General features: G+C 67.8%; 24 protein-coding genes and 7 pseudogenes. 16 read left to right on the plus strand and 15 right to left on the minus strand.

Going from position 1 to position 26,817, the window contains the following annotated elements:
- Window positions 1-32 precede the first annotated feature (32 nt).
- Together K9U37_RS07715 and K9U37_RS07720 are read right to left on the minus strand one after the other, a co-directional pair.
- Window positions 33-356: pseudogene (locus K9U37_RS07715) on the minus strand (arabinosyltransferase C-terminal domain-containing protein); the annotation flags it as partial.
- A gap of 339 nt (window positions 357-695) precedes the next feature.
- On the minus strand, window positions 696-1,085 hold the full coding sequence (locus K9U37_RS07720) for an SDR family oxidoreductase (RefSeq protein ID WP_243071194.1): 390 nt from the start codon (window positions 1,083-1,085) through the stop codon (window positions 696-698).
- Here K9U37_RS07720 and K9U37_RS20430 point away from each other — a divergent pair.
- Window positions 1,076-1,162, plus strand: a pseudogene (locus tag K9U37_RS20430) (nitroreductase family deazaflavin-dependent oxidoreductase); the annotation flags it as partial. The gene K9U37_RS07720 and the pseudogene K9U37_RS20430 sit on opposite strands and share 10 nt — an antisense overlap.
- Window positions 1,163-1,183: 21 nt before the next feature.
- Here the strand turns inward: K9U37_RS20430 and K9U37_RS07730 are convergent.
- Window positions 1,184-1,501 carry a hypothetical protein gene (locus tag K9U37_RS07730; RefSeq protein WP_243071196.1) on the minus strand — a complete coding sequence of 106 codons (318 nt, stop codon included), beginning with the start codon at window positions 1,499-1,501 and terminating at the stop codon, window positions 1,184-1,186.
- Window positions 1,502-1,726: 225 nt separating this feature from the next.
- Between K9U37_RS07730 and K9U37_RS07735 the strand changes: the two genes are divergently transcribed.
- The 4 genes and pseudogenes from K9U37_RS07735 (at window position 1,727) to K9U37_RS07750 (ending at window position 4,895) form a co-directional block, all read left to right on the plus strand.
- Window positions 1,727-3,355 (plus strand): long-chain fatty acid--CoA ligase, encoded by a 1,629-nt coding sequence (locus K9U37_RS07735; RefSeq protein ID WP_243071197.1) that lies wholly within the window; start codon window positions 1,727-1,729, stop codon window positions 3,353-3,355.
- 18 nt (window positions 3,356-3,373) lie between these two features.
- Window positions 3,374-3,478, plus strand: a pseudogene (locus K9U37_RS07740) (hypothetical protein); the annotation flags it as partial.
- A gap of 20 nt (window positions 3,479-3,498) precedes the next feature.
- Complete coding sequence (locus K9U37_RS07745; protein WP_243071198.1) at window positions 3,499-3,972, plus strand: SRPBCC family protein; 474 nt, start codon at window positions 3,499-3,501, stop codon at window positions 3,970-3,972.
- Between the two features lie 5 nt (window positions 3,973-3,977).
- On the plus strand, window positions 3,978-4,895 hold the full coding sequence (locus tag K9U37_RS07750; RefSeq protein ID WP_243071199.1) for a class II glutamine amidotransferase: 918 nt from the start codon (window positions 3,978-3,980) through the stop codon (window positions 4,893-4,895).
- 171 nt (window positions 4,896-5,066) lie between these two features.
- Here K9U37_RS07750 and K9U37_RS07755 read toward each other — a convergent pair.
- From K9U37_RS07755 to lpqV, 3 genes and pseudogenes are all read right to left on the minus strand, one after another.
- Window positions 5,067-6,065: pseudogene (locus tag K9U37_RS07755) on the minus strand (patatin-like phospholipase family protein).
- Window positions 6,066-6,091: 26 nt separating this feature from the next.
- The gene (locus tag K9U37_RS07760; RefSeq protein ID WP_243071200.1) at window positions 6,092-6,289 is read right to left on the minus strand and encodes a hypothetical protein; all 198 of its coding nucleotides are present in this window, start codon (window positions 6,287-6,289) and stop codon (window positions 6,092-6,094) included.
- A 126-nt stretch (window positions 6,290-6,415) separates the two neighbouring features.
- Window positions 6,416-6,820: a lipoprotein LpqV gene (lpqV, locus tag K9U37_RS07765; RefSeq protein WP_243071201.1), complete on the minus strand. Its 405-nt coding sequence runs from the start codon at window positions 6,818-6,820 to the stop codon at window positions 6,416-6,418.
- A gap of 151 nt (window positions 6,821-6,971) precedes the next feature.
- Between lpqV and K9U37_RS07770 the strand changes: the two genes are divergently transcribed.
- Both K9U37_RS07770 and K9U37_RS07775 read left to right on the plus strand, forming a co-directional pair.
- Entirely contained in the window at window positions 6,972-7,526 is a 555-nt protein-coding gene (locus tag K9U37_RS07770) for a cysteine dioxygenase (protein ID WP_243071202.1), read from the plus strand.
- A complete protein-coding gene (locus K9U37_RS07775; RefSeq protein ID WP_243071203.1) occupies window positions 7,526-7,906 on the plus strand; it encodes a rhodanese-like domain-containing protein in 381 nt (126 codons plus the stop codon). Before K9U37_RS07770 ends, K9U37_RS07775 begins: the two co-directional genes overlap by 1 nt.
- A 75-nt stretch (window positions 7,907-7,981) precedes the next feature.
- Here the strand turns inward: K9U37_RS07775 and K9U37_RS07780 are convergent.
- The 3 genes and pseudogenes from K9U37_RS07780 to K9U37_RS07790 all read right to left on the minus strand — a co-directional run.
- Window positions 7,982-9,652: pseudogene (locus K9U37_RS07780) on the minus strand (alpha/beta hydrolase); the annotation flags it as partial.
- 23 nt (window positions 9,653-9,675) lie between these two features.
- Complete coding sequence (locus K9U37_RS07785; protein ID WP_243071204.1) at window positions 9,676-10,449, minus strand: enoyl-CoA hydratase; 774 nt, start codon at window positions 10,447-10,449, stop codon at window positions 9,676-9,678.
- Window positions 10,446-11,495 carry an enoyl-CoA hydratase/isomerase family protein gene (locus K9U37_RS07790; RefSeq protein ID WP_243071205.1) on the minus strand — a complete coding sequence of 350 codons (1,050 nt, stop codon included), beginning with the start codon at window positions 11,493-11,495 and terminating at the stop codon, window positions 10,446-10,448. Before K9U37_RS07790 ends, K9U37_RS07785 begins: the two co-directional genes overlap by 4 nt.
- 210 nt (window positions 11,496-11,705) lie before the next feature.
- Between K9U37_RS07790 and K9U37_RS07795 the strand changes: the two genes are divergently transcribed.
- Both K9U37_RS07795 and K9U37_RS07800 read left to right on the plus strand, forming a co-directional pair.
- On the plus strand, window positions 11,706-12,548 hold the full coding sequence (locus tag K9U37_RS07795; protein ID WP_243071206.1) for a Bax inhibitor-1/YccA family protein: 843 nt from the start codon (window positions 11,706-11,708) through the stop codon (window positions 12,546-12,548).
- 152 nt (window positions 12,549-12,700) lie between these two features.
- Entirely contained in the window at window positions 12,701-13,624 is a 924-nt protein-coding gene (locus K9U37_RS07800) for a type IV toxin-antitoxin system AbiEi family antitoxin (protein ID WP_243071207.1), read from the plus strand.
- On the opposite strand, the gene K9U37_RS07805 is transcribed toward K9U37_RS07800, so the two are convergent.
- Together K9U37_RS07805 and K9U37_RS07810 are read right to left on the minus strand one after the other, a co-directional pair.
- Window positions 13,605-14,822, minus strand: a complete 1,218-nt coding sequence (locus tag K9U37_RS07805; protein WP_243071208.1) for an acetyl-CoA C-acetyltransferase — start codon at window positions 14,820-14,822, stop codon at window positions 13,605-13,607. The two genes, K9U37_RS07800 and K9U37_RS07805, sit on opposite strands and share 20 nt — an antisense overlap.
- 35 nt (window positions 14,823-14,857) lie before the next feature.
- Complete coding sequence (locus tag K9U37_RS07810) at window positions 14,858-15,820, minus strand: SGNH/GDSL hydrolase family protein (RefSeq protein WP_243071209.1); 963 nt, start codon at window positions 15,818-15,820, stop codon at window positions 14,858-14,860.
- A gap of 191 nt (window positions 15,821-16,011) precedes the next feature.
- Here K9U37_RS07810 and K9U37_RS07815 point away from each other — a divergent pair, with 191 nt between their 5' ends.
- The 5 genes and pseudogenes from K9U37_RS07815 (at window position 16,012) to K9U37_RS07835 (ending at window position 20,829) form a co-directional block, all read left to right on the plus strand.
- The gene (locus K9U37_RS07815) at window positions 16,012-17,052 is read left to right on the plus strand and encodes an alpha/beta hydrolase (protein WP_272888020.1); all 1,041 of its coding nucleotides are present in this window, start codon (window positions 16,012-16,014) and stop codon (window positions 17,050-17,052) included.
- A 30-nt stretch (window positions 17,053-17,082) separates the two neighbouring features.
- Window positions 17,083-18,477 carry a cystathionine beta-synthase gene (locus K9U37_RS07820; protein ID WP_243071210.1) on the plus strand — a complete coding sequence of 465 codons (1,395 nt, stop codon included), beginning with the start codon at window positions 17,083-17,085 and terminating at the stop codon, window positions 18,475-18,477.
- A 176-nt stretch (window positions 18,478-18,653) separates the two neighbouring features.
- A pseudogene (locus K9U37_RS07825) lies at window positions 18,654-18,902 on the plus strand (RDD family protein); the annotation flags it as partial.
- Between the two features lie 17 nt (window positions 18,903-18,919).
- Entirely contained in the window at window positions 18,920-19,588 is a 669-nt protein-coding gene (locus K9U37_RS07830) for an Rv1078 family RDD domain-containing protein (RefSeq protein WP_243071211.1), read from the plus strand.
- A gap of 68 nt (window positions 19,589-19,656) precedes the next feature.
- Window positions 19,657-20,829, plus strand: coding sequence for a cystathionine gamma-synthase (locus K9U37_RS07835; RefSeq protein ID WP_243071212.1), 1,173 nt, complete (start codon window positions 19,657-19,659; stop codon window positions 20,827-20,829).
- Here K9U37_RS07835 and K9U37_RS07840 read toward each other — a convergent pair.
- From K9U37_RS07840 to K9U37_RS07850, 3 genes are all read right to left on the minus strand, one after another.
- Window positions 20,821-21,480, minus strand: a complete 660-nt coding sequence (locus K9U37_RS07840; RefSeq protein WP_243071213.1) for a GOLPH3/VPS74 family protein — start codon at window positions 21,478-21,480, stop codon at window positions 20,821-20,823. The two genes, K9U37_RS07835 and K9U37_RS07840, sit on opposite strands and share 9 nt — an antisense overlap.
- An 11-nt stretch (window positions 21,481-21,491) precedes the next feature.
- The gene (greA, locus tag K9U37_RS07845) at window positions 21,492-21,983 is read right to left on the minus strand and encodes a transcription elongation factor GreA (RefSeq protein WP_243071214.1); all 492 of its coding nucleotides are present in this window, start codon (window positions 21,981-21,983) and stop codon (window positions 21,492-21,494) included.
- A 231-nt stretch (window positions 21,984-22,214) separates the two neighbouring features.
- Complete coding sequence (locus K9U37_RS07850) at window positions 22,215-22,649, minus strand: DUF4307 domain-containing protein (RefSeq protein ID WP_243071215.1); 435 nt, start codon at window positions 22,647-22,649, stop codon at window positions 22,215-22,217.
- A 147-nt stretch (window positions 22,650-22,796) separates the two neighbouring features.
- Here K9U37_RS07850 and mca point away from each other — a divergent pair, with 147 nt between their 5' ends.
- Window positions 22,797-23,669: a mycothiol conjugate amidase Mca gene (gene mca / locus K9U37_RS07855; protein WP_243071216.1), complete on the plus strand. Its 873-nt coding sequence runs from the start codon at window positions 22,797-22,799 to the stop codon at window positions 23,667-23,669.
- A gap of 194 nt (window positions 23,670-23,863) precedes the next feature.
- Window positions 23,864-25,913: pseudogene (locus K9U37_RS07865) on the plus strand (thioredoxin domain-containing protein).
- Between the two features lie 125 nt (window positions 25,914-26,038).
- Here K9U37_RS07865 and trhA read toward each other — a convergent pair.
- On the minus strand, window positions 26,039-26,782 hold the full coding sequence (gene trhA / locus K9U37_RS07870) for a PAQR family membrane homeostasis protein TrhA (RefSeq protein WP_243071219.1): 744 nt from the start codon (window positions 26,780-26,782) through the stop codon (window positions 26,039-26,041).
- Between the last annotated feature and the right edge of the window lie 35 nt (window positions 26,783-26,817).

The following is a 26,817-nucleotide window of genomic DNA, read 5'->3' on the forward strand; positions in this document are numbered from 1 at the left end:
GTCTGTCGCGCATGTCGTAGGTAGCTACGGGCCGATTCAAATCGTCGCAGCGAGCCCCAGTCACGGCCCCAATCATCAGAGAGATACGTTGCCATGACGTGGGCGCGGAGAAGCACGTCGGTGATGCCGAGCAGTCCACCGTTTTGCCCTTCTTGCCAGGTGTCGGGGTTTTGCAGTTTGCCCGGGTAGTTCGGCCTGATCCGGTAGCGGGGCACTTCGGTGACACCGTCGGCGTGCAGCATCGGGTGTTGGCAGGGGAAGACCAAGCCGACCATCCAATCGAGCAGGATCGGCTGTGTGGAACCGAGAAACTCTCGCAGCGAGCGCAATTCGGGAACGCGTGGTGGTGTGACGGCGGCAACACCGTAACCCAACGGCTATGTTCCGAATCTGCAGGTCGGTCCGCAGGTGCCGCCGACAAACCGCTCGCGCGCACCCTCAATGCGCTCACGCAGTTCATCTCGCGAGGTGTCGACGACTGCGGCATGCAGGTGCACACACCCCGGTGGCCTGCAGCAGCACCTGAATCCGTATTGAGCAGACCCGACTCTTACCGGGAGGACTCAACCCAGTATCGGGAATTCGCAACTTCACGGCTTCGGCCTGATGTTGCGGGGATGACCAAGGGCGCAGCCGGAGCGATGTGCCAGCCGACAACTTGCAGCACGTCGACGGGGAATGGGTTCCGGCTGGGGTCAATGGCCCATGGCGAGGTAGCCGCCATCGACCACGATCTCCGTACCGGTGATGTGATCCGCGTCGTCGGAAAAAGCGAAGGCGACGACTGCGGCCACGTCTTCGGCGCGACCGAGTCGGCGGAGCGGGAAACTGTCGGCATGTTGATCATGACCCGGGTTCCCGTGGCCCGAGCCGGGCCGGGGCTGGCGGGTAGCGCCCGGCGGTGGATCAGATGCTCGACGAGCTGGCCGCCTGGGCGGCGGCACTTCGGTCGGTGCGCCTGAAGGGTGCGGAGCCGGTCGCGGCCATCTCGGCGACACTCGCGCAACGTGGAGCCATGGTAATAGCGTCCGACGTCTCCGGTCACTCACCGGCCGGGTGGTACTCGTAACCGGGGCTGGCCGCATTGCCGCGGATGAACAGCGCCGCGGTGCGCGCCATGGGTGACAACCTGCTCACCATCCGTGTCGACGTCGACAACTGACCGCGGTGTGTAGCCACGGCGCTATTTTCCGCTGCAGTCCAATGACACCGAGATGGTCTGGCTGGTGACGACCGGGACGAGAACGGTGCCGCTGTTGTGGCCAAGGGTGGGTCCGACGTAGGGGAGCCACTGGGTCACCGTCTGCGGATTGCGGACGCTGGTGACCACGCACTGCGACATCGGGCCCGTGCCGAGCCGGTCGATGTTGACCGTGTAGCCCTGCTGTTGGAGTCGATTGATGGTCTCCTGCGCGGAGGTGTCGGCCCATGCCGCCGCTGCCGGGCCGGCGACGACTGCGCCCGCTGCCGCGATCGCGGCAAGCATCCGTGTTCTGCGCATTAGCGCCTCCCGATGTGTGAGGACCCAATCATCCTCCAACTACATCGCTGGGGTCGGGGCCAACGTTGCAGAGCCATCGGGATTACTCCCCGCGGCTCTGCGGAGCCGGACGCCGTGACGATCGAGCGACTGCAACCGGCGGGAGGCCCGCGCCGGGCCGCCGCCGGCCGACGCATCTGTGGGGTGTGCGGATAGCCGCCCGTGCGCGGCGCTAGTATAACTCCCATGCACAGCACCATGCAGCAGTTCCCGTTGACGGTCGCCGCGATCCTGAGATACGCCGTCAGTGTCCACGGCGACCGGGTGGTTACCACGGCGACCGGGGACGGTTACCGGCACGCCACCTACCGGGAGGTGGGCAGCCAAGCCGCCCGCCTGGCCAACGCGTTGCGCCGGCTCGGAGTCGAGGGCGACGACCGCGTGGGCAGCTTCATGTGGAACAACCAGGAGCACCTGGAGGCCTACGTCGCGGTGCCGTCAATGGGGGCGGTGCTGCACACGCTGAACATCAGGCTCTTCCCTGAGCAGATCGAGTTCGTCGCCTACGAGGCCGAGGACCAGGTGGTGATCGCCGACCTCTCGCTGGCGCCCGTCCTGGCCCCCGTACTGCCGAAGATGGAGACGGTGCACACCGTCATCGCCGTCGGCGCCGGCGACCTGGAGCCCTTCGAACGATCCGGCAAGAGGGTGGTGCGCTACCACGAGATCACCGCCGCCGAGTCCGACGAGTTCGACTGGCCCGACGTCGACGAGAACTCCGCCGCCGCAATGTGTTACACCAGCGGCACCACCGGCCACCCCAAGGGGGTGGTGTACGGGCACCGCTCGAGCTACCTGCACTCGATGGCCGTATGCAGTGGCAACGGTACGGGACTGAGCTTCTCGGACAAGGCATTCCCGATCGTGCCGATGTTCCACGCCAACGCCTGGGGCCTGCCGTACGCAGCGTTGATGGCCGGCGCCGACATCGTGCTGCCCGACCGGCACATGGACGCCAAGTCGCTGGTCGACCTCATCGAGACCCAGCGGCCCACGGTCGCCGGGGCGGTGCCGACGATCTGGAACGACGTCATGAACTATCTGGATCGCGAACCGGGACATGACATTTCGTCACTGCGGCTGGTCGCGTGCGGCGGCTCGGCGGTTCCGGTGTCGCTGATGAAGACGTTCGAGGAGAAGTACGGCGTGCAGATCCGCCAGCTGTGGGGGATGACCGAGACCTCGCCGATGGCCGCCCTGGCCTGGCCGGCGCCCAACACGCCGGCGGGCAAAAAGTGGGAGGTCCGCGGGACGCAGGGTCGGCCGATATGCGGTGTGGAAGCCCGCATCGTCGACGACGAGGGTGGTGTGCTGCCCTGGGACGGCGAAGCCGTCGGCGAGCTCGAGGTGCGCGGGCCGTGGATCACCGGGTCGTACTACCGCAACACCGACGAGTCGAAGTTCCAGTCCGGCTGGCTGCGCACCGGCGATGTCGGCCGCATCGACTCGCAGGGCTACATCACCCTGACCGACCGGGCGAAGGACGTCATCAAATCCGGCGGCGAATGGATCTCCTCGGTGGACCTCGAGAACCATCTCATCGGACACCCCGCCGTGCGGGAGGCCGCGGTAGTGGGCGTGCCCGACGACCGCTGGCAGGAGCGGCCCCTGGCGGCCGTGGTGGTCAAGGAGGGCGCCGAGGTCACCCCGCAGGAGCTGCGAGAGTACTTGGTGGACAAGGTCGTTCGCTGGTGGCTGCCGGAGCGGTGGGCCTTCGTCGACGAGATTCCGCGCACCAGTGTCGGCAAGTACGACAAGAAAACCATCCGCTCACGCCACGCCGAGAACGCCTACGAGGTGGTCATCCTCTCCTGACGCCCAAACCGGCAAACCTGCGTCAACGCGATTCCGGTTACGTGCGCCGCGGAACCCAGCATCGTGACTTTCGTCGATCTGCCGCTGATCACCGGTCGAGCAGCACCGCACCTGAGCCGCTGAGGTCGCACTACCATCGGGTGATGGCCCACTCCGTTGTCGTCGAGCAGTCTCGCGCTATCCCGATCTCACCGGAGGAAGCGCTTGCCAAGACACTGCCGATACCACTGCCCGAACTGTTTGCGCGCTGGTACGGGCCCATCCCGCCGATCAAAGCCGTGCACGGCCAGACCGGGGACTGGTCGACCATAGGCCAGACGCGCACCATCTCGCTGGTCGGCGGGGGCGGGATGCGCGAGACGCTCACCAGCGTCGACCCGCCGCGCTCCTTTGGCTACACGCTCAACGATGTCCGTGGTGCAATGGCGCCGCTGATCGGCCACGTCGAGGGCGAGTGGGTCTTCGCGCCCCGGGGCACCGGCACCAAGGTGACCTGGCGGTGGACGTTGCACCCAAAGTCGGCATTGACCGCCCCGGCGTTGCCGGTTTTCGCGAGGATCTGGCGTGGCTACGCCCGGCAGGCGCTGGAGACCCTGTCCGGCCACTTGGTGGGCTGACGCCAATGTGCCGTCTGTTCGGCCTGCACGCCGGGCGCACCGCCGTGACCGCGACCTTCTGGTTGCTCCATGCACCCGACAACCTGGCCGAGCAGAGCCGTCGCAACCCGGACGGCACCGGACTGGGGGTGTTCGACGCACACGGCCACTCCGATGTGCGCAAGCAGCCGATGGCCGCGTGGCATGACCGCGAATTCGCCTGTGAGGCAAAAGAGATGACCGGGACGACGTTCGTTGCCCATGTCCGCTACGCCACCACCGGAAAGCTCGACGTGGTCAACACCCACCCGTTCCTGCAGGACGGCCGGATCTTTGCCCACAACGGGGTGGTCGAGGGTCTCGACCGGCTCGACGAGCGACTGGCATCGCTGGGAGCTCTCCGACTTGTGAAGGGCCAGACCGATTCCGAGCGGGTCTTCGCGCTGATCACCGCCTGCATCCGGGAACACGGCGGTAACGTAGGCGCGGGCATGGTTGATGCGATCGGATGGGTGGCCGACAACCTGCCGCTCTACGCCGTCAACGTACTGCTGTGCACCGCGACGGACTTCTGGGCGCTGCGCTACCCCGAAACCCACGACCTCTATATGCTCGACCGTCGCGGTGCCGGCGGGGCTTTCGAACTTCGTTCGGATCGGATCCGGGCCCGATCTGACCATCTGACGCGGCTGCCCTCGGTGGTGTTCGCCAGCGAGCCGATGGACGGCAATCCGGCCTGGCGCCTGCTCGAGCCCGGTGAGCTGGTGCACGTCGACGCCGACCTGAACATCTCACGGCCGCATGTGTTTCCGGATCCGCCGCGGCATCTACTGCAGCACAGCGATCTCAGCCCGACCGCCGCGGCGGCCCAGCGCGATCAGGGCCACGGTGGTGCGCACGGCCGAAACCCTGACCCGATCGGCCCGCGTTCGGGTGTTCGGTAACACGGGCGTTTGATTGATCGTTCCAGGTGCAGCGAGGAGATTCTGACGAGATGGCCGACCCGGCGCCAGCGGCCGAGGGCAACGAGGCCCGCCGCGTTGAAATGCTCCGCGCTGCAGGAGAACTCATCTGTGAACGCGGGTTCGCCGAAACGTGCCGGGTGGCGCGCACGGTCAGGGACTTTCTGGCCTGAGGGTGTCCAGGGCGTGCGCGGTGAGCTCGTGGCCGAGGTCGATGATCTCGGCGGCGCGGTGGAAATCCAGGCTGCGGCGCGCCGTCCGGGGCACTTCGATGAGCAGGTCGGGCGGATAGGTCGCCAGCTGGTGGCGGGCCAGCGCGGCCTGCGCGATGTCGATGGTGCGGTTCATCACCGCGAAGCTGCCGAGCTTGGGGATCGAAGCCTCGCGGGAGGAGTCCACCAGCTGCTCGGTGCTGTCCTGCTCGGTGTCGGCCGCGTCCTTCGCGGGCTCCTCGGCGCTGCCGAAGCGGCTTCGCACCGATTTGGCGGGCGCGGTCTCCAGTAGGGCGGAGGTGCTGCGCAGCAGCCGGTTCAGCCATTCGGTGGTGGCTCGCGTCTCGGGGCTCGCGGTCTGATCCTGGGTGGCGTCGGTGTTGGCCCCACCGAGGCTGACGGCGATGGTCAGGTCGGCATTGACCGCCGCGATCGGTGCCATTGGCACGGGGTCGAGGATGCCGCCGTCAGCCAGCAGGCGGCCGTCGAGCACGTGCGGTGCGATGACGCCGGGAATGGCGATCGACGCCCGGATCGCGGCGTCGACGGGCCCGCGCTGCAGCCACACCGACTTACCGGTGATCAGGTCGGTCGCCACCGCCGTGTGGGGATCGGCAGGTTCTCGATGGTGGCCTCACCGAGGACGTCGCGGACCATGTCGAGGATCTTCTCGGCGCGCAGCACCCCGGCCGCCGTGATGGAAGGGTCGAGTAGCCGCAGCACGGCTCGCTGCGTCAGAGTCTTTGCCCAGGAAGCAAATTCATCCAGCGAGCCGGCTGCGTGCAAGCCGCCGACCAGTGCGCCCATCGAGGATCCGGCGACGCCGACAACCTCGTACCCGCGCTCGCGCAGCTCGTTGATGACGCCGATGTGGGCATAGCCGCGGGCCGCCGCTGCCGAGCGCCAGCGCGACCCGGCCAGCGGTGGGTTGTCCGGCCATGACTCCATTCTGCGCACTGCGCGGTCTCAGTCGCGCTGCAGGGCGTCGATGGTGTTGTCGGACACAACCGTGTAGCCCAGGGAATCGATGACACCGGTGCTGTGGTGATCGCTGGTCTCGGTCGGGGCGGCGGTGGCCGGAGCGGCCAGGCCGATCAGGGCGGCACTGAGCGCGCCACCGACCAGCGCCGTGAATGCGAACCTGGTGGTCTTGTGGGGCTTCATACACCAACAAACCACCTGGTCAGGCCAATAATTCCGTTGGCAGGAAGTGATCGGCCGGAGGCAGGAATCAGGTGGGTCGGCCGACTTTTGCTACCGGTGCTTTTGCTACCCGTGATTCGAACCGGGTCAGCAGCCGGCCTGTGCTGCGGCGCGCACCGCGATGATCACCGCGGCCTGCTGCGCGGTGGACAGCTGGGCCCACGTGCTGTTGAACGTCGCCGGCCCCGGCTCGGTGCCGGCCTGCAACTCCTTGAGCATCGGCTCGACCAGGGTGGCGGGATCGCCGCCCTGGGACTCTATCCACTTTTTGGCGGCCACGCAGGCCTGCGCGTACTGCTCCTCGGTGGATTCGGCGGGGACGTCGATCCGGGTGGTGACACCGCCGGCCGACACCCCGATCGGCTCCGACGGCTTGCCCTCTTCCACCGACTGCTGCGCCCTGCTCGACGGCGCCGGCGCCCCGGAGGTGGCGTGGCCGCCGCCGCCCGAGGAGCACGCTATCAGTGCGGCTGTCGCGGCCGTAACGACCATGGCGGAAGGGTACAGGGAGCGACATCGGTAGCGGCGCACGGGTTCAATCTATGCAACACTGGCGGCTGTGATTGAGCGCACCGGATCTCGGAAGTGTTGTCGACCCTAGCCCAACCCCGTTCCGCCCCTGCCATCACCGGAGTTTCTTGCCATGCCGTTCTCAGGATCAGCCTCCGCTGTCGCCATCTTCCCCGCCGCCGCACCCGCCGTGTCGTCGCCGACCCGGCTGCGGCTGCCCGACCTCCTGCACACCACCGACCAGTTCGCCGACGAGGTGTTGGGCGGCCGGTTCGACCGGTTGCTGCCGCCGGGCGGGCCGCCGGCCGACGCGCGCTGGTTCACCCGGCTGCACACCGACGACGAGCTCGACGTCTGGCTGATCAGCTGGGTGCCCGGTCACACCACCGAACTGCACGACCACGGCGGGTCGCTTGGCGCGCTCACCGTACTGTCCGGCGCGCTGCACGAATACCGTTGGGACGGTGAGCAATTGCGCCGCCGACGGCTCGACGCGGGGGACCAGGCCGCGTTTCCGCTGGGCTGGGTGCACGACGTGGTCGGGGCTCCCACAGTGGCGGCGGCATCGACCACACTGAGCGTGCACGCCTACTCACCGCCGCTCACCGTGATGTCGTATTACGAAGTCTCCGAACGCAATACGGTGCGCCGCACCCACACCGAACTCACCAACGGACCCGAGGGCTGATGAGCCGCATCGACGCGACCCTGGCGACCGCGAGGGCCCGGCTGCGCCGGCTCGAGGCCGCCGAGGTGCCTGAGGCCCTTCGCCGAGGCGCGGTACTGGTCGACATCCGTCCGGCGGCGCAACGCGCCGCCGAGGGCGAGGTGCCTGCCGCCCTAGTGGTCGAACGCAACGTCCTGGAGTGGCGTTGTGACCCCACCAGCGATGCCCGGCTGCCCCAGGCCGTTGGCGACGACGTGCAGTGGGTGGTGCTGTGTTCGCAGGGCTACACCTCGAGCCTGGCCGCGGCGTCGCTGCTGGATCTCGGGTTGCACCGGGCCGCCGACGTGGTCGGTGGTTACCAGGCGCTGGCTCAGACCGGTGTGCTGGCCGATCTCAGCTGACTACTGTGCCGACCTCGAGCTGCTCGACGGGCGCTTGCCGGTGGCACTGCCGGTCGCCTTCGACCATGGTCGCCGCTATTCGGGCGCCTTGACGATACCGCGCAACCTCTCCGTCTTCTCCGGGGTCCAGCCGGGCGGCTGCAACACCGCGGCCCACGCGTTCACCACCTCGCGCACGTAACGGTGCCCATGACCGTCGGGCACGTCGATGGCCACCGCCATGTCCGCCGACACCTGCAGAAACGTCACCACGGGTATCCAGTTCATGTCCGGTGAGACGTCGCATCCCCGCGGCACGCGCAGCCAGTCCGGTTTGGCGAACAGCAGATCCGGATTCCACCAGGTGATCGGATCGGAGGCGTGCTGCAGGTAGACGATCCGCGGGTTGTCCCACGGCTTGTCGGGACGGCCCAGGTTGTCCGGCTGGGCGGCGAACCTGACGTTGGCGCCGTCGTCGAAGATCGGCAACCACATCGGCGAGCCATCGTCCCGGTTGACCGTGATGTCGTCCCACATCGTGTTGTTGAACGTCGGACCACTGAACAGCGCACCGTTGGTCCGGGCGATGATGTTGTTGGGGCTCAGCAACGGCGCCTCGCCGCCGAAGGAGCCAAGGCTCTCGCCGAACACCACGATCTTGGGTCGCTGCGCCTCGGGCATCGCCCGCAGCCGGGCGTCGACGGCCTCGAACAGGGCCTGCCCGGCCTGCCAGGCGTTCTCCTTGTCCACCAGGAACGACAGCCAGCTGCGCAGGAACGAGTACTGCGTGGACACGATCGCGCTGTCGCCGCTGTACATGTACTCCAGCGCGGAGGCCTCGGCCTCGTTGATCCAGCCCGTACCGGTGGTCGTCGCGACGGCGATTACCTTGCGCTTGAATCCGCCGTCGCGTTCCAGCTCGAGGGCCGCCAGCTCGGCCGTCGCCCGGATGTCGGGGGCCGAGTTCTTGCCCGCATAGGCGCGGATCGGCTCCACCGCGGGGGTGCCGTTGAACTTCGTCAGCTACTCGACGGTGGGGCCGCCGGCCACGAAGATGCGCCCCTGATGGCCCAGCGTGCTCCAGGTGACCAGTGAGCCGGGCCCACCTGAGCGCAGCGGAGTGGTGGGCGTCGGGTTGTTCGGGTCCATCTCGTCGTTCACCGAGGCGAAGGTCTTGTTCAGCAGGCTCATGGTGCCCTTGATCACCACGCCGTTGAGGATCGCGATGGTCGGTCCCAGCACGATCGCGACCACCACGACGAACGAAACCAGCGGTGGCGCAACGCGATTGAGCTGACGAACCAGCAACCGGATCAGCCTGCCGACCAACTGGCCGATCTCGACGAACACGAACAGCATGATCACCGAGATGACCCCGACCTGCGGGTAGTTGTACCACTTGAGCCGTGGCACACCCATCAGGTCGCGGAGCTCGTCCTGCCAGACGTGGAAGTAGTAGATCGAGAAGATCAGGCCGACGATGCCGGCGATCACCAGCACCGGCCACGCCGCGCGCGGGGCGGGCGGGCTCGACGGGCGCGACAACATGAACCGCACCAGCCAGATGGCGAACACACCCAGCGCGTAGCCGATGGCGCCGGCGGCACCGCTGACCAGACCCTGGAACAGCGGTCCGCGGGGCAGTAGCGACGGGGTGAGCGACAGCCACAGGAACACCAGGCCGACCGCTGTGCCGGTGAACGTGTAGCGACGCTGCCACCAGTCCGGCTTGCGCTCCGCGGGGGCGGGGGCGGGGCCGTTTCCAGCTCGACGTCGCTCACCGGACGAACCTAACGGTGCGTGAAGTTGGCAGGGCGCTTCTCGGTGAAGGCGGCCATGCCCTCGGTCTGGTCATCGGTGGCGAAGGCGGAATGGAACAGCCGGCGTTCGTAGAGCAGGCCCTCGGCGAGGGTGGACTCGAAGGCGCGGTTGACCGCCTCCTTGGCCATCCGGGCCGCCGGACGCGACATCTGCGAGATCGTCGTCGCCACCGCCTTGGCTTCGGTGAGCAGGTCGTCGGCCGGGACCACTCGCGACACCAGCCCGCTGCGCTCGGCCTCGGCGGCGTCGATGTTGCGGCCGGTGAGGATGAGGTCCATGGCCTTGGCCTTGCCGATGGCGCGGGTCAGCCGCTGCGAGCCGCCCATGCCCGGGAGCACGCCGAGCTTGATCTCGGGCTGGCCGAATTTCGCGGTGTCGGCGGCAATCAGGATGTCGCACATCATCGCCAGCTCGCAGCCGCCGCCCAGCGCGTAGCCGGCCACCGCGGCGATGGTGGGGGTGCGCACCGCGGCGAGTTTGCCCCACGCAGCGAAGAAGTCGGCCTCGAAGACCTCCGAGAACGAGAGCGCGGCCATCTCCTTGATGTCGGCGCCTGCGGCGAACGCCTTGGCGTTGCCGGTGACGATGATGGCGCCGATGCCGGGGTCGGCATCGAATTCGGCTGCGGCCGTGGTGACTTCGGCCATGACCTGACTGTTGAGCGCGTTGAGGGCTTGTGGGCGGTTCAGCGTGATGATACCCACGCGGTCCTCGCGCTCGACCAGGATGGTCTCGTAGCTCACTTGTCCTCCTCGAACGTCAGGTCCGGGTCTGCCGGGGTGAAGTAGTCCTCAACATCCTGCTCGGTCACCGCGGCCAGCGACGCCGGGGACCACATCGGGTTGCGATCCTTGTCGACGACCTGCGCGCGGATTCCCTCGACCAGGTCGTGCGAGCGCAGCGATGCGCACGACGTCCGGTACTCCTGCGCCAGCACGTCTTCGAGGGTGTCCAGCTTCTTGGCGCGACGCAGCGCTTCCAGGGTCACCGACAGCGATACCGGGGAGCGCGTCATGATCAGGTTTGCCGCGTCGTTGGCCGGGCCCTCGGCGTGGCCGCGCAGGGCGGCGACGATGTCGGCAACTGTCTCACCCGCGTAGCACTCGTCGATCCAAGCGCGTTGTGCCGCAAGCTGACTCGCTGGCGGCTCTTGTTCGTAGGCTCGCACGGCGGCTTCCACGCCCTCGCCGACGACGGCGGCGGTGAACGCCTCCATTGCCTCGTGTGGAACGTAGTGGTCGGCGAGGCCCATGGCGATCGCGTCGCCCGGGCCGAACGGCGCGCCGGTCAGCGCGGCGTGATGGCCGAGCAGGCCGGGGGCGCGCGAGAGGAGGTAGGTGCCGCCGACGTCGGGGATGAACCCGATGCCGACCTCCGGCATCGCCATCTTGGTGGTGTCGGTGACCACGCGGACGTTGCCGTGTGCGCTGACCCCGACGCCCCCGCCCATCACGATGCCGTCCATCAGCGAGACGTAGGGCTTGGGATAGCGCGCGATGTAGGCGTTGAGCAGGTATTCGTCGAACCAGAACGTTCGCGCGTCGGCGCCCCCGGCGCGCGCGCTCTCGTAGATCGCGACGATGTCGCCGCCGGCGCACAGGCCGCGCTCGCCGGCGCCGTTGAGCACGACCGTGGTGAGGTGCGGGTCGTCCGCCCACTCGCGGAGCACCCGGTTGAGGATCGTGACCATGTTGTGGGTCAGGGAGTTGATGGCCTTCGGCCGGTTGAGCGTCACCAGACCGACGCTGCCGTCGACCCGGGCCAGGACTTCGTCGGTATCAGCCGTCACAGAGGTCGTCCTTACGTCGAATGGTTGGACATCCTAGTTTTACCATCACGAGGGTGACCTAGATCGGCACCCACTCGACGTCGCGCACAGGTAGGGTCGACTTTCGTACGGCCCGGACAATTTCGGCGAAGTTTGTGAACTTCCTGGGAACCCGGTCCGCTTGCCGTTCGTTGACGGTGTGTTCACGCGACTTCCAGGAGAGGATCGACGGTGCGGGAGACCAGCAATCCGGTATTTCGTTCGCTGCCCAAGCAGCGAGGGGGATACGCACAGTTCGGCTCCGGTGTAGCCGGCGCCCAGCAGGTGGCCTACCAGGCCGACCCCTACACCACGCAGTACCCGTCGCAGACCGGTGTCTCGCGGCCGATGACCATCGATGACGTCGTCACCAAGACCGGCATCACCCTCGGTGTGCTCTCCGTCGTGGCGGTCATCTCCTACTTCATGGTGTCGGCCAACCTCGCGCTGGCGATGCCGTTCACCCTCGTTGGTGCGCTCGGCGGCCTGGCACTGGTGCTCGTGGCGACCTTCGGCCGCAAGCAGGACAACCCGGCGATCGTGCTGAGCTACGCCGCCCTCGAGGGCCTGTTCCTCGGTGCGATCTCGTTCGTGATGGCCAACATCGTGGTGTCCGGCGCGAATGCCGGCTCGCTGATCGGCCAGGCTGTGCTGGGCACCATCGGTGTGTTCGCCGGCATGCTCGTGGTCTACAAGACCGGCGCCATCCGCGTCACCCCGAAGTTCACCCGCATGTTGGTGGCCAGCATGGTCGGCGTTCTGGTGCTGATGCTCGGAAACTTCGTCCTGTCCATGTTCGGCACGCACGACGGCGGCCCGCTGCGCAACGGCGGCACGATGTCGATCATCTTCTCGCTGGTGGTCATCGCGATCGCGGCGTTCAGCTTCCTGCTGGACTTCGACGCTGCCGACCAGATGATCCGCGCCGGTGCGCCGGAGAAGGCCGCGTGGGGCGTCGCCCTCGGCCTGACCGTCACCCTGGTGTGGCTGTACCTGGAGATCCTGCGTCTGCTGAGTTACTTCCAGCAGCGCTAGCAATTCCCGCACAAAGCCCCGGTCTTCCGGCCGGGGCCTTGTTGTGCGTTGAGTGCGCGTCCAGGGCGAGATTTCGAGCGATTCGTCGCCATACACGCACACTCAACAGGGGTGAAGTGCCTCAAGGGTGAGGTTGGAGGGAGCCTTCCGGCGTGCGCTCGCCGTCGGCCCCGTTCATCGGCTCGGAGGCTCTGCGTAGTGGTGAGGTCAATCGGCATCAATTGCGCACCAGGTACCGGGCGATATTCCCGGGGATCTATGTCGCAACCGATACCCAACCTTCCCTGTGCGAACGCAGCTTTGCGGCGTGGCTGTGGTCGGGACGCGTTGGCGTGCTCGCCGGTTTGGCGGCATCGGCTCTCCACGGCGCGAAGTGGATCAACGCCGACATCCCCATCGACCTCATCTGCGACAAGCCCAGGGCGCCGGTAGGTGTGAGTACACGTCGGGACCGATTGTCCGACAGGGAAATTCAGCGTGTACGGGGCCTACCGGTCACCACCCCTGCGAGGACGGCGTTCGACCTAGGCCGGCGCGCCCCGGTCGGTATCGCGGTCGCTCGCCTCGACGCACTGATGAGCGCGACCGGCGTGACAGTCGAGGCAATCCAGGATGTTGCACGCAGCCATCCGCGCCGCCGGGGTCTGCGACGACTCGAGGCTGTTCTCGACCTCGTCGACCCAGGAGCGCAATCACCCAAAGAGACTTGGCTGCGATTGCTGCTCATCGAGGCCGGCCTGCCGCGACCGCGTACGCAGATTCCGGTCCGGGCGCCGGACGGATCCACCTATTACCTCGACATGGGCTGGGAGGACGTCAAGGTCGCGGTCGAGTACGACGGCGATCACCACCGAACCGATCGCGTGCAATACGCCAGAGACATTCGTCGCATCGAAGCGCTGACTGCGCTCGGGTGGCTGGTGGTGCGAGTGGTCGCAGGCGACACACCCGCAGACATTGTGCGACGGGTCCGCGCTGCGATCGATCAGAGGTTGAGTGTGCGTCCAGGGCGAGATTCCGAGTGGATTCCCGCCCTGGACGCACACTCAACGCAAATCAGGAGAGCCGTTCGATGACCATGGCCATGCCCTGGCCGCCGCCGACGCACATCGTCTCGATACCGAACGTCTTGTCGTAGGTCTGCAGGTTGTTGAGCAGCGTGGCAGTGATCCGCGCGCCCGTCATGCCGAACGGATGCCCCAGCGCGATCGCCCCGCCGGAGACGTTGAGCTTGTCCTCGTCCATCCCCAACTCCCGCGCCGAGCCGAGCACCTGCACCGCGAACGCCTCGTTGATCTCGTACAGGTCGATGTCCGAGATCGACATCTTCGCGTTCGCCAGCGCCTTCTTGACCGCCTCGATCGGTCCCAGGCCCATGATCTCCGGCGACAACCCCGACACCCCCGTGGCCACGACGCGCGCCAGCGGCGTCAGACCGAGTTCCTTGGCCTTGGCGTCGGAGACGATCACCAGCGCCGCCGCGCCGTCGTTCAACGGACAGGCATTACCCGCTGTGACCGTGCCATTGGGGCGGAACACCGGCTTGAGCTGGCTCAGCGCCTCATACGTGGTGCCGGCCCGCGGGCCGTCGTCCTTGCTGACGACCGTGCCGTCGGGCAGCGTCACCGGGACGATCTCGCGCTCGAAGAAGCCGCTCTTGATCGCCTCCTCGGCACGGTTCTGCGACCGCACACCCCAGCGGTCCTGGTCTTCCCGGCTGATGCCGGTGTAGCACGCCACGTTCTCCGCGGTCTGCCCCATCGCGATGTACACGTCGGGCAGCAGGCCGTCCTCGCGGGGATCGTGCCACTCCTCGGCGCCGGCCGCGGCCGCCGCCGTGCGCTCGCCGGCCGCGTTGTACACCGGGTTCTTGGTGTCCGGCCACGCGTCGGCGTTGCCCTTGGTGAACCGCGACACGGTATCCACGCCCGCCGAGATGAACGCGTCGCCCTCGCCGGCCTTGATCGCGTGGAACGCCATCCGGGTGGTCTGCAACGACGACGAGCAGTACCGGTTCACCGTGGTACCCGGCAGGAAGTCGTAGCCCAGTTGCACGGCGACGGTGCGGCCGATATTGAAGCCCGACTCGCCGGCGGGCTGGCCGCAGCCCATGATCAGGTCGTCGATCTGGGTGGGATCCAGCGCGGGCACCTTGTCCAGCGCGGCGCGCACCATCTGCGCGGCCAGGTCGTCGGGTCGTATGTCGACCAGCGAGCCCTTCATCGCGCGGCCGATCGGCGAGCGGGCAGTGGCAACGATGACGGCTTCGGGCATGAGAGACGGCTCCTAGGTCGGCGGTAACCCAGAATCTAGCTCGCGGTCACCACGATCGGTGCGGGCACCCCGGTTGCGCGGCGGCGCAACAGCCGGCCCAGCGGGCCGAGCCGCGCGCTCAGCGGCCGGTCGGTCCGCGCCGCCCACGGCAGATCGGGCACGGTGGCTCCGGTCCATTCACCGAGTCCATGGCACAGCGCGGGCAGCAGCTGGCTGGCGGCCAACGCATAACCGGCCGCCGACGGGTGGTACTTGTCCTCGGAGAACATCAGCTCCGGGGTCGAGATGAAGTTCGGCGACAGCAGGTCCGCGAGCGGCACCGGCACACCGCCTGCGGCACGCACCGCCGAGGCCTGCGCGCGCGCCAGCCGCAAGCCGCGCGATCGGGCCGCGAAGCGCAGCGGCTGGGGGATCGCGGTGATGACGCCGAAATCCGGGCACGTCCCCACGACCACCACCGCTCCGCTGGCGCGCAGTCGCTGTACGGCAGCGCCCAGACGCCGCGCCGACGGAACGATGCCGTTGAGCGCGGTGATATCGTTGGCCCCGATCATGATGATGGCCGCATCGGGCGGGGGACCGGCGACGAACATGGCGTCCACCTGACCCGAGAGCCCCCTGGACGTCGCACCCACGATCGCCTTGGTCGATAGCCGAATCAGCTTGCCGGACTCCTCGGCGAGCCCGCGGGCGACCACCACGCCGGGCACCTCGTCTGCGTCGCGACAGCCGTAGCCGGTGGCCGTCGAGTCACCGAACACCATCAGGTGCAGGTCGTAGGGGACGCCCCGTTCCCAGCGGCGCACCGGCCCGCCACCCGGCGCATACACGCCGTCGGCGCGCGGCGGAACATCCCAGGACTTGGGGATCACGGTGCGGGCCTGCGCAGCCTGGCCGTTGAGTAGGTTGCGGGCACCGAGCACGGCGCCACCGGTGGAAGCGAGAACTCCCGCCACCCCCAGCACAACCGTCGACCTGCGCGGAGCGCGTCTGTCCACATCGCCAGTTTAGGTGGCTCGTCACGGGGAATTCGGTCGCGACAGTGGCCCCGGGATTACGGACAGGTATCACTTGCGGTAAGAAAACAACTTGCTAGTTGTTGTATGTATTGCAGGTGACAAGCTGAGTTACCGAGGTTCGCTGGCGAGTCTCGGGACACGCATCTACAAAGGCGTAGGGAGTGTTGACGATGACCGCACCCAATATGGTCCGGGCCTCCGCCCCACATCGAACTCGTGCCCGCCCGCGCCGGTATCCGGTCAGCGACGGCGCCCCGGTCGAGGTCGTCGAGGACGGCCCCAGCATCGCCGCGCGACTTGTCTCCCTGGGCACCAGGGTGACCATGTGGCCCTCCCTGGCCGTCCTGAGTCACGTGCCGCACTGGCCGTGGCCCTTCGGACTGGTCGACCTCGTCGCCCGTGCCATCATGCCCACCCCCGGCACCGTGCGCGCCACCGTCGGTCTGACCAACGCCTCGGCCCAACTGGTCCGCGCGCCCGGCGTGCTCCCCGCCGACGGCAACCGCCGCGTGGTGCTCTACATGCACGGCGGCGCGTTCCTGACGTGCGGGGTCAATTCCCACAGCCGGATTTCAATCGCCCTGTCGAAGTACGCCGATTCACCGGTGCTGGTCGTGGACTACCGGCTGATCCCCAAGCACAGCATCGGCAACGCCATCGACGACTGTTACGACGCCTACCGGTGGCTGCGCCTGCGCGGCTACGAGCCCGACCAGATCGTGCTCGCCGGCGACTCGGCCGGCGGCTACCTCTCGGTGGCATTGGCTCAGCGGCTGCAGGCCGAAGGCGAAGAGCCCGCCGCGCTGGTCGCCATCTCGCCGCTGTTGCAACTCAACCACGGCCCGAAGCTGACGCACCCGAACATCCACACCGACGCGATGTTCCCGCCCAAGGCTTTTGACGCACTCGTGGCACTGGTCGCGCGGGCGGCCGCCAAGAACGTCGTCGACGGCGAGCCCGAAGGCGTCTACGAACCGCTCGACCACATCGAGCCGGGACTGCCCCGAACGCTCATCCACGTCTCCGGCTCGGAGGTGCTGCTGCACGACGCGCGGCTCGCGGCGCGCCGGCTGGCCGCTGCCGGTGTGCCCACCGAGGTGCGGGTGTGGCCGGGCCAGATCCACGACTTCCAGCTGGCCGCCTCGCTGGTGCCCGAGGCGACGCGCTCGCTGCGCCAGATCGGTGAGTACATTCGCGAAGCCACTGGCTGATGGCGCGCGGGCGCCTGACACCATGTAGGCATGCGTATCGCGCCGCACATCAGCGAGCTGATCGGTAACACCCCGCTGGTTCAACTGACTTCGGTCGTGCCGGGGGGCTCGGGTGTCGTCGCGGCCAAGATCGAATACCTCAGTCCGGGCGGCAGCTCCAAGGACCGCATCGCGGTGAAGATGATCGACGCCGCCGAGGCCAGCGGTCAGCTCAAGCCGGGCGGCACCATCGTCGAACCCACATCGGGCAACACCGGCGTGGGGCTGGCCCTGGTGGCCCAGCGCCGCGGCTACAAGTGCATCTTCGTCTGCCCCGACAAGGTCAGCGAGGACAAGCAGAACGTCCTGCGCGCCTATGGCGCCGAGGTCGTCGTCTGCCCGACGGCCGTGCCCCCGGATCACCCGGACAGCTATTACTCCGTCTCCAACCGGCTGGTCACCGAGATCGACGGCGCTTGGAAGCCGGACCAGTACTCCAACCCCAACGGACCGGCGAGCCACTACGAGACCACCGGCCCGGAGATCTGGGCCGACACCGACGGAAAGGTCACCCACTTCGTCGCCGGCGTCGGCACCGGCGGCACCATCACCGGTGCAGGCCGCTACCTCAAGGAGGTGTCCGGCGGAGCTGTACAGATCATCGGCGCCGACCCGGAAGGCTCGGTGTACTCCGGCGGGACCGGGCGGCCTTATCTGGTCGAGGGCGTCGGCGAGGATTTCTGGCCGGCGGCATACGACCCGTCGGTGCCCGACCAGATCATCGCGGTCTCCGACGCGGACTCCTTCGACATGACCCGACGGCTCGCCCGCGAAGAGGCCCTGCTAGTCGGCGGCTCGTGCGGCATGGCGGTGGTCGCCGCGCTCAAGGTGGCCAGGGAGGCCGGCCCCGGCTCACTGGTGGTCGTCCTGCTGCCCGACGGCGGCCGCGGCTACCTGTCGAAGATCTTCAACGACGCCTGGATGTCGTCCTACGGCTTCCTGCGTAATCGGCTCGACGGCTCGGTACCCGAACCGATCGTTGCCGACGTGTTGCGCGGGAAGTCCGGCGAGTTGCCCGATCTGGTCCACACCCACCCGTCGGAGACCGTGCGCGACGCGATCGGGATCCTGCGCGAGTACGGGGTGTCGCAGATGCCGGTCGTCGGCGCCGAACCCCCGGTGATGGCCGGCGAGGTGGCCGGCAGCGTATCCGAGCGCGAACTGCTGTCCGCCGTGTTCGAAGGCCGGGCCAAGCTGGCCGACGCGGTGTCGCTGCACATGAGCCCGCCGCTGCCGCTGATCGGTGCGGGGGAGCTGGTCAGCGCGGCGGCTACCCAGTTGCGCGACTGGGACGCGCTGATGGTCGTCGAGGACGGCAAACCGGTCGGGGTAATCACCCGGCACGACGTTCTCGGCTTTCTCTCCGAAGGTCCGCGCAGGCGCTGAAGCTCGGATTGCGCTTTGCCCGGCTGCGCTGCCACTTCTCGGGTACATTTATGCCGCTTTACCTCAGCTAATACGTCGGCAGTGGAAGGCGTCATGACCGAACAGCCACCAGGGCCGCCGCCGGGGAACTATCCGCCGCCGCCCCCGCCTCCGGGCGGATTCCCGCCACCGCCCGGTGGCTGCTGTGGAACTACGGCTACCGCCAGGGCACCACGGGTTCGAGCATCGGCAAGTCGATCTTGAAGTTCAAGGTGGTCAGCGAAAATACCGGTCAGCCGATCGGGCTCGGGTTGTCGATCGTGCGCCAGCTGGCGCACATCGTCGATGGCATCATCTGCTACATCGGCTACCTGTTCCCGTTGTGGGATTCCAAGCGCCAGACGCTGGCCGACAAGATAATGACCACAGTCTGCCTACCGCTCTAGAAGAAGGGCTTTGACGAATGACTCAGCCACCTCCCGGTGACTACCCGCCTCCGCCCGGACCCCCGCCGGGCAACTATCCGCCGCCAGGGAACTACCCGCCGCCCGGCAACTATCCGCCGCCAGGGAACTACCCGCCGCCCGGCAACTATCCGCCGCCCCCGCCGGGGAACTATCCGCCTCCGCCGCCGGGCGTCGGCCCGCTGAGGGTACTGCCCAAAGAGGCCTACACCCCGTGGGTCAAGCGGGTCGGCGCATGGATCATCGACAGCCTGCCGGTAGCGATCCTGTCCGGCGTCGGCCAAGGGATCATGTACGCCACCGGTGAGAACAACTGCGTCTCGACCAGCGGTGACAACGGCTACGGCGTGGCCTGCACGTCGCAGCCGTCGGCGCTGGGCCTGATCCTGTCGTTCGTGTTCGGACTGGCCGCGTTCGCATTCGCGATCTGGAACTACGGCTACCGCCAGGGCACCACGGGCTCGAGCATCGGCAAGTCCGTGCTCAAGTTCAAGGTGGTCGGCGAGAAGACCGGTCAGCCGATCGGGTTCGGGTTGTCGATCGTGCGTCAGCTGGCGCACATCGTCGACGCGATCATCTGCTACATCGGCTACCTGTTCCCGTTGTGGGATGCCAAGCGGCAGACGTTGGCCGACAAGATCATGACGACGGTCTGCTTGCCCATCTGAGATCTGGACGGGAAAGGCGCTCACTCCGAGGGTGAGCGCCTTTTCTCGTCCAGATAGGCTCGACGGCGATGAGTGAGCAGCGAAGTGCCGCAGACCGGCATCGGGTGCACGGGTTCGCGACCAAGGCCATCCACGCCGGTTACCGGCCCGACCCCGCTACCGGGGCGGTCAACGCCCCGATCTACGCCAGCAGCACGTTCGCCCAGGACGGAGTGGGTGGCCTGCGCGGGGGATTCGAATACGCCCGCACCGGCAACCCGACCCGCGCCGCCCTCGAGGCGGTGCTGGCCGCGGTCGAGGAGGGCAACTTCGGGCGTGCGTTCAGTTCCGGCATGGCCGCCGCCGACTGCGCGTTGCGCGCGGTGCTGCGCCCCGGCGATCACCTGGTGATCCCCGACGACGCCTACGGCGGCACCTTCCGGCTCATCGACAAGGTGTTCAGCCAGTGGGGCGTCGAGCACACGCCGGTGCCGCTGTCCGACCTCGACGCGGTGCGCGCGGCGATCACCAGCCGAACCCGGCTGATCTGGATGGAGACGCCCACCAACCCGCTGCTGACCATCGCCGACATCGCCGCGATCGTCCAGATCGGCTCGGCTTCTGACGCAAAGGTGTTGGTGGACAACACTTTTGCCTCTCCGGCCCTTCAGCAGCCGTTGACGTTGGGCGCCGACATCGTGCTGCACTCGACGACGAAGTACATCGGCGGACACTCCGACGTGGTCGGCGGTGCGCTGGTGACCAACGACGAGGAACTCGACGCCAAGTTCGCGTTCCTGCAGAACGGCGCCGGCGCCGTGCCGGGCCCGTTCGACGCCTACCTGACGATGCGTGGGCTCAAGACGCTGGAACTGCGGATGGCCCGGCACAGCTCGAACGCGGCCAAGGTCGCCGAGTTCCTCGCCGGTCATCCCGCGGTGGAGCGGGTGCTCTATCCCGGCCTGCCCGATCATCCCGGTCACGACGTCGCCGCCCGCCAGATGCGCGGGTTCGGCGGCATGGTGTCGGTCCGGATGCGCGGTGGCGCGCAGGCCGCCCACCGATTGTGCTCGCGCACAGAGGTTTTCATTCTCGCCGAATCGCTGGGCGGGGTGGAATCGCTGATCGAGCATCCCGGTGCGATGACGCATGCCTCGACTGCGGGCTCGCAGTTGGAGGTGCCTGACGACCTGGTCCGGCTGTCGGTCGGTATCGAGGACCCGGCCGATCTTCTCGGCGACCTCGAGCAGGCGTTAGCGTAACGCCGTCCGGACCGCGGCAGTCGTCACCGCGAGGTTGACGTCGCTCATCCTGCTGTCGTCAACCCATGTGCCGCTGGCGATTTCGCCAGCGCGGGCCTGCACCCAGTGCCAGCCGCGTTCGTTGAGGCTGAGCAGCGTGCCCAGTCCGTCCACGGCGTGCAGCAGCGAGACGATCGCAGCCGTCTGGGGGTCTGGACGCTGCCCGTCGAACAGTGCGGCCACGACGGCCGACCGCGCGCGGTCCACCCGCGCCCGGTTGGCCATCGGCCACGCATAAGTGTTGCGGCGCAACCGGTGTGCGGACAACTGCACCTGATGCAGCTGCCCGGTACGCAGCAACTGGTCGAGCACGTCGTCCTCGGCGCGTTTGCGCAGCTTGCCGATCGCGGCCGCCGGCGTGATCGGCGCCTGCAACAGCAACGCCAACGCGGGACGCAGCACCGGGTCGATCGGCGGCCGGCCGGCCAGCGCGACCAGCCGATCCGGCGGCACCGGCTCGTGAGCCAGTGCGGGCCGGACCCGGCATTCGTAGGCCAGATCGAGCAGTACCGCCGCGGCGATGAGTCGCTGTAACCTGGCCCGCTCGACTGCGGGCTGGGCCGCGGCGTTGTCGAGCAGCAGGAGAAGCAGGTCTTCGGCGATGCGCGCCACGCGTCAGGAGGTTACCCCTGGTAGGGCTCGGCGCTGACCAGCGTGACCTTCACGGTCTTGCCGCTGGGCACGGTGTACTCGCGCGTCTCGCCCTGCTTGGCGTTGAGCAGCGCACCGCCCAGCGGGGAGTTGGGGGAGTAGACCTCGAGCTTGTCGTGGTCGATGCCCTCCTGGCGGGTGGCGATCAGGAAGGTCTCGGTGTCGGACTTGTCGCCGTCGTAGTAGACGGTCACCACCGAACCCGGCAGTGCCACACCCGACACCTTGGGCGCCTCGCCAACCTTGGCGGTGTTCAGCAGCTCCTGCAGCTGGCGGATCCGGGCCTCTTCCTGGCCCTGCTGCTCGCGTGCGGCGTGGTAGCCCCCGTTCTCGCGCAGGTCGCCTTCCTCGCGCCGGTCGTTGATCTCGGCAGCGATGACCGGACGATTGGCGATCAGCTGGTCGAGCTCGCCCTTGAGCCGGTCATATGACTCCTGCGTCAGCCAGGTCACGGTGTCGGTCATCGTCGTACTCCTCATTCATGTGGTTCCGCGGCGCCCGCGGTGCAGTCTTTTGTCGCTGCCGGGAACATGCGGATAATTCCGCGTGTATTGCCTCCGCAGAGCAGCGTGCAAACGCGCTAATGAAGCAATACACGGCTCCCAGCAGGAACCGTGTATTGACCAAGTCTACCACCGGTGAGACGGCGGGTTTTCAGATTTTCGCAGTTCTCTGTTAGCCGGGCGGCAACCGGATCAGGGGTTCACCAGGTAGGACGGCACGTCGGTGCCGCAACCGTAGATGTCGCCGACGAACGGTGGTTTGTACGACTCCACGGCGGCCGTGACCTGCACCGTCTTCTGATCCGACGGCCCGACCAGCACCTCGCGTCTGCCGGTCTCGGCGCCGTCGTGCGACCGGACCCGGACGATGCAGTGCACCGGTCGCGACGGGTCCTTTCGGGTCACGCTGATCGTGACCGACACCGTCTGATCGTCGACCACCTGATAAGCGGCGATGCTGCCTTCGACGTCATTGCCCTCGAAGCGCTGGTAGCCGACCACGGCGACCAGGATGCCGAACGCCAGGACCAGCACACCCAGGGCAATCGCCACCCGGCGCCGCGTGGCCGGGGCCATCCGCTGTCGCCCGTACCGCGACTCGGGCAGCTGCGGGGGGCTCTCGGTCATGGTGTGGAGTGCATCTCTCGTCAGCAGGTGGGGATTACGGGTACGCATGGCGCGGATGAAACTATTAGGACAGGAACTATAGGACGTGCTGCCAGTGTTTCAGCAGTACGCAGGGTGCAGCAAAAACCAAAGCGGGTAGAGGGAGAAGTGACCGAACTGCGGTTGATGGCCGTCCACGCCCATCCGGACGACGAGTCCAGCAAGGGCGCGGCCACCTTGGCGCGGTACGCCGCCGAAGGTCACCGGGTGCTGGTTGTCACGCTGACGGGTGGCGAGCGCGGCGACATCCTCAACCCGGCGATGGACCTTCCCGAGGTACGCGGGCGCATCGCCGACGTGCGCCGCGACGAGATGGCCAAGGCGGCCGAGATCCTCGGCGTCGAACACCGGTGGCTGGGGTTCGAAGACTCCGGGTTGCCCGAGGGCGACCCGCTACCGCCGCTGCCCGACGGCTGTTTCGCGCTGGTTCCGCTCGAGGAGCCGGTCGCCGAGCTGGTCAAGGTGATCCGCGAGTTCCGGCCACACGTGATGACCACCTACGACGAGAACGGCGGCTACCCGCACCCTGATCACATTCGCTGCCATCAGGTGTCGGTCGCCGCCTATGAGGCCGCCGTCGACCACCGGCTGCACCCGGAGTCCGGCGACCCGTGGAACATCAGCAAGCTCTACTACAACCACGGCTTCCTGCGTCAGCGTCTGCAGCTGCTGCAGGACGAGTTCGCCAAGAACGGTCAGGAGGGTCCGTTCGCCAAGTGGTTGGAGAACTGGGACCCGGAGATCGACGTCCACGCCGGGCGGGTGACAACCAGGGTGCCGTGCGCGGACTACTTCCGCGTGCGCGACGAAGCGCTCAAGGCGCACGCCACCCAGATCGACCCCAGCGGATTCTTCTTCGCAACCCCCATAGAGTGGCAGCAGCGGCTGTGGCCCACCGAGGAGTTCGAACTTGCTCGCTCGCGGGTGCCCGCTGACCTACCTGAAGACGACCTGTTCGCCGGAATCGAGATCTTCGAGTGATAGACCTGTTGACGACAACCGTGTCGGTGCTGGCCGAACCGCCCAAGAACAGCGGGCCGGACTTCGGCAAGGCCAGCCCGCTGGGGCTGCTGGTCGTGGTGCTCCTGCTGATCGGCGTGTTCATTCTGGTGTGGTCGATGAACCGGCAGCTCAAGAAGCTGCCGAAGAGCTTCGACGACGAACCAGCCGAAGAGGTGGCCGAGCAGAGCGGGGGCGCCGAAGCCGGCAGCGGGAGGTCTCCGAGTGAGCCCAGCGGCTAACACGCTGGCGACGGCGACCAGCCCATATCTGCGCCAGCACGCCGACAACCCGGTGCACTGGCGGCAGTGGAGCGCCGAGGCGCTCGACGAGGCCGTCCGCCGCGACGTCCCGATCCTGCTGTCGATCGGTTACGCCGCCTGTCACTGGTGCCACGTGATGGCGCACGAGTCCTTCGAGGACGCCGAAGTCGCTGCGGCCGCCAACGCCGACTTCGTCTGCATCAAGGTCGACCGCGAGGAGCGCCCCGACCTCGACGCGGTGTACATGAACGCCACGGTGGCGATGACCGGCCAGGGCGGCTGGCCGATGACGTGCTTCCTGACCCCCGACGGCCGGCCGTTCTTCTGTGGCACCTACTACCCGAGACCGCAGTTCCTCCAACTGCTGACCGCCGTCGCCCACACCTGGCGCACCCAGCGCGACGACGTGGAGCAGGCCTCCGACCAGGTGGCCGGCGAGCTGCGTCGGATGGCTGCCGGACTGCCCGGCGGTGGTCCCGAGATCGAACCGGCACTGTGCGATCACGCTGTCGCGGCGATCCTTGGCGACGAGGACACCGAGCGCGGCGGGTTCGGCCGGGCGCCGAAGTTTCCGCCGTCGGCTCTGCTGGAGGCGCTGCTGCGCACCCACGAGCGCACCCGTTCGCCGGTGCCGCTGGCCGCGGTGGAGCGCACGGGTGTGGCGATGGCGCGCGGCGGGATCTACGACCAGCTGGCCGGTGGATTCGCACGCTACAGCGTGGACGCCGACTGGGTGGTGCCGCACTTCGAGAAGATGCTCTACGACAACGCGTTGCTGCTGCGGGCGTACGCGCACTGGGCGCGGCGCACCGGGGATCCGCTGGCGCGCCGGGTGGCGGCGGAGACCGCTTCGTTCTTGATCAACGACCTCGCCGACGGTCACATGTTCACCTCTTCGCTGGACGCCGACGCCGCGGGTTCGGAAGGCTCGACGTACGTGTGGACGCCCGCACAGCTGCGCGAGGTGCTCGGCGAAGACGACGGAGCTTGGGCGGCAAGGGTTTTCGCCGTGACGGAGCGCGGCACATTCGAGCACGGCTCGTCGGTGCTGCAACTGCCTGCCGATCCTGACGACCCGCAGCGGTTCGAGCGGGTTCGTGGCGCGCTGCTGGCCGAGCGTTCGACGCGGGTGCAGCCCCCGCGAGACGACAAGGTCGTGACGGCGTGGAACGGGCTTGCGATCACCGCACTCGCGGAAGCCAGTGTGGCCCTTGATGATCCGGGGCTTCTGGAGGCTGCGGTGCGGTGTGCGACGGTGATCGTCGACCTGCACTTCGTGGACGGCCGATTGCGGCGCGCCAGCCTCGGTGGCGTGGTCGGTGACAGCGCGGCCATTCTGGAGGACCATGCCGCGCTGGCGACCGGGTTGCTGACGCTGCATCAGCTGACCGGTGACGGGTCCTGGCTGGCGACGGCGGCGGAGCTGGTCGGCTTGGCGCAGGGGCACTTCGCCGATCCGGACCGGCCCGGCCGCTGGTTTGACAGCGCCGATGATGCCGAGCAGTTGATGGTCCGCCCGTCGGACCCGCTGGACGGTGCGACACCGTCGGGGGCGTCGCTGATCGCCGAGGCGCTGCTGACCATCGGCCACATGATCGACGGCGACTGGGCCGGCCGCTACGGCGAGGACGCGGCCGAGACACTGCTGGCGCACTCCCCGCTGCTGGCCAAGGCGCCGCGGTCGGCGGGGCACTGGCTGGCGGTGGCAGAGGCGGCGGTGCGCGGGCCGCTGCAGGTGGCCGTGGCCACTGCGGATGCGAGTTCGCCGCTGTTGGCGGCGGCGCGGCGGATGGCACCCGGCGGGACGATCGTCGTCGGCGGGCCGGTGGACTCGTCGCCGCTGCTAGCCGGACGTGACCGGGTCGGAGCTGCGGATGCCGCCTACGTGTGCCGGGGCCGGGTGTGCGACCTGCCGGTGACGAGCGCCAAGGACCTCGCCAACGCGCTCGGAGTGTCCGGGTAGCTTTCCGGCCATGCCAAGTGCCGAGCAGATCACCCAGACCGCCTGTCAGTATCTCGACGCCGTGGCCAAGGATGCCAAGATCGCGTCGATGAAGGCCTTCCGGGGCCCGGAGAACGTCAGCACCGTTAGAAGACGGCGAACCACATGGCGATGTAGTGGCAGATCGCCGCGACCGCGGTACAGGCGTGAAAGAACTCGTGGTGACCGAACGTCGTCGGCCATGGGTTGGGCCACTTCAGCGCATAGAGCACCCCACCGATGCTGTACAGCGCGCCGCCGACGATCAGCAGCACCATCGCCGCGATGCCCGCGCCGTTCGTGATCGGCACGATGAACCACACCGCCACCCAGCCGAGCAGCAGGTAGAGCGGAACGCCCACCCACCGTGGCGCAGACGGCCAGCACATCTTGAGCGCGACGCCGGCGGCGGCGCCGCCCCAGGCGATCCAGAACAGGATCCAGCCGCTGCGCTCAGGAAGTGCGAGCAGGGCAAATGGCGTGTAGCTACCGGCGATGAAGATGAAGATCATCGAGTGGTCGAGCCGCTTCATCCACTTGCGGGCGGTCGGTGAGGTCCAGTTCACCCGGTGATAGGTGCCGCTGACGGTGAACATGGCCACGATCGTCAGTGTGTAGATCAGCGTGGCGACGCCGGCCCGCGTCGACTCCACCGACCACGACACCGACACCAGGGCCGCGCCGGCGATCGCTGCGACGACGGCGGCATAGACGTGGATCCAGCCACGTAGGCGGGGCTTTCCGAGGAACTCGACGGCGGCGTCGACGACGGCTTCGGGGAAGTCTTCGGCGTCGCGGTTGTCGGAAGACTTCGATCGGCGGGGGTCGGGGGTGTCGACGCTCGTGGTCATGTCACCTCCATCGCGCGCACGAGGGCCTGATCGCT

Source organism: Candidatus Mycolicibacterium alkanivorans, assembly GCF_022760805.1.
Taxonomy (GTDB): Bacteria; Actinomycetota; Actinomycetes; order Mycobacteriales; family Mycobacteriaceae; genus Mycobacterium; species Mycobacterium alkanivorans.

Coding starts and splice junctions, on each gene's coding strand:
- K9U37_RS07775 (WP_243071203.1), top strand. CDS start 7,526: ATGAGCCGCATCGACGCGACCCTGGCGACCGCGAGGGCCCGGCTGCGC.
- K9U37_RS07750 (WP_243071199.1), top strand. CDS start 3,978: ATGTGCCGTCTGTTCGGCCTGCACGCCGGGCGCACCGCCGTGACCGCG.
- K9U37_RS07830 (WP_243071211.1), top strand. CDS start 18,920: ATGACTCAGCCACCTCCCGGTGACTACCCGCCTCCGCCCGGACCCCCG.
- K9U37_RS07730 (WP_243071196.1), bottom strand. CDS start 1,501: ATGCGCAGAACACGGATGCTTGCCGCGATCGCGGCAGCGGGCGCAGTC.
- K9U37_RS07720 (WP_243071194.1), bottom strand. CDS start 1,085: ATGCGGCCAGCCCCGGTTACGAGTACCACCCGGCCGGTGAGTGACCGG.
- K9U37_RS07835 (WP_243071212.1), top strand. CDS start 19,657: ATGAGTGAGCAGCGAAGTGCCGCAGACCGGCATCGGGTGCACGGGTTC.
- K9U37_RS07735 (WP_243071197.1), top strand. CDS start 1,727: ATGCACAGCACCATGCAGCAGTTCCCGTTGACGGTCGCCGCGATCCTG.
- K9U37_RS07850 (WP_243071215.1), bottom strand. CDS start 22,649: ATGACCGAGAGCCCCCCGCAGCTGCCCGAGTCGCGGTACGGGCGACAG.
- K9U37_RS07815 (WP_272888020.1), top strand. CDS start 16,012: ATGACCGCACCCAATATGGTCCGGGCCTCCGCCCCACATCGAACTCGT.
- K9U37_RS07805 (WP_243071208.1), bottom strand. CDS start 14,822: ATGCCCGAAGCCGTCATCGTTGCCACTGCCCGCTCGCCGATCGGCCGC.
- K9U37_RS07745 (WP_243071198.1), top strand. CDS start 3,499: ATGGCCCACTCCGTTGTCGTCGAGCAGTCTCGCGCTATCCCGATCTCA.
- K9U37_RS07820 (WP_243071210.1), top strand. CDS start 17,083: ATGCGTATCGCGCCGCACATCAGCGAGCTGATCGGTAACACCCCGCTG.
- trhA (WP_243071219.1), bottom strand. CDS start 26,782: ATGACCACGAGCGTCGACACCCCCGACCCCCGCCGATCGAAGTCTTCC.
- K9U37_RS07770 (WP_243071202.1), top strand. CDS start 6,972: ATGCCGTTCTCAGGATCAGCCTCCGCTGTCGCCATCTTCCCCGCCGCC.
- greA (WP_243071214.1), bottom strand. CDS start 21,983: ATGACCGACACCGTGACCTGGCTGACGCAGGAGTCATATGACCGGCTC.
- K9U37_RS07760 (WP_243071200.1), bottom strand. CDS start 6,289: ATGAAGCCCCACAAGACCACCAGGTTCGCATTCACGGCGCTGGTCGGT.
- lpqV (WP_243071201.1), bottom strand. CDS start 6,820: ATGGTCGTTACGGCCGCGACAGCCGCACTGATAGCGTGCTCCTCGGGC.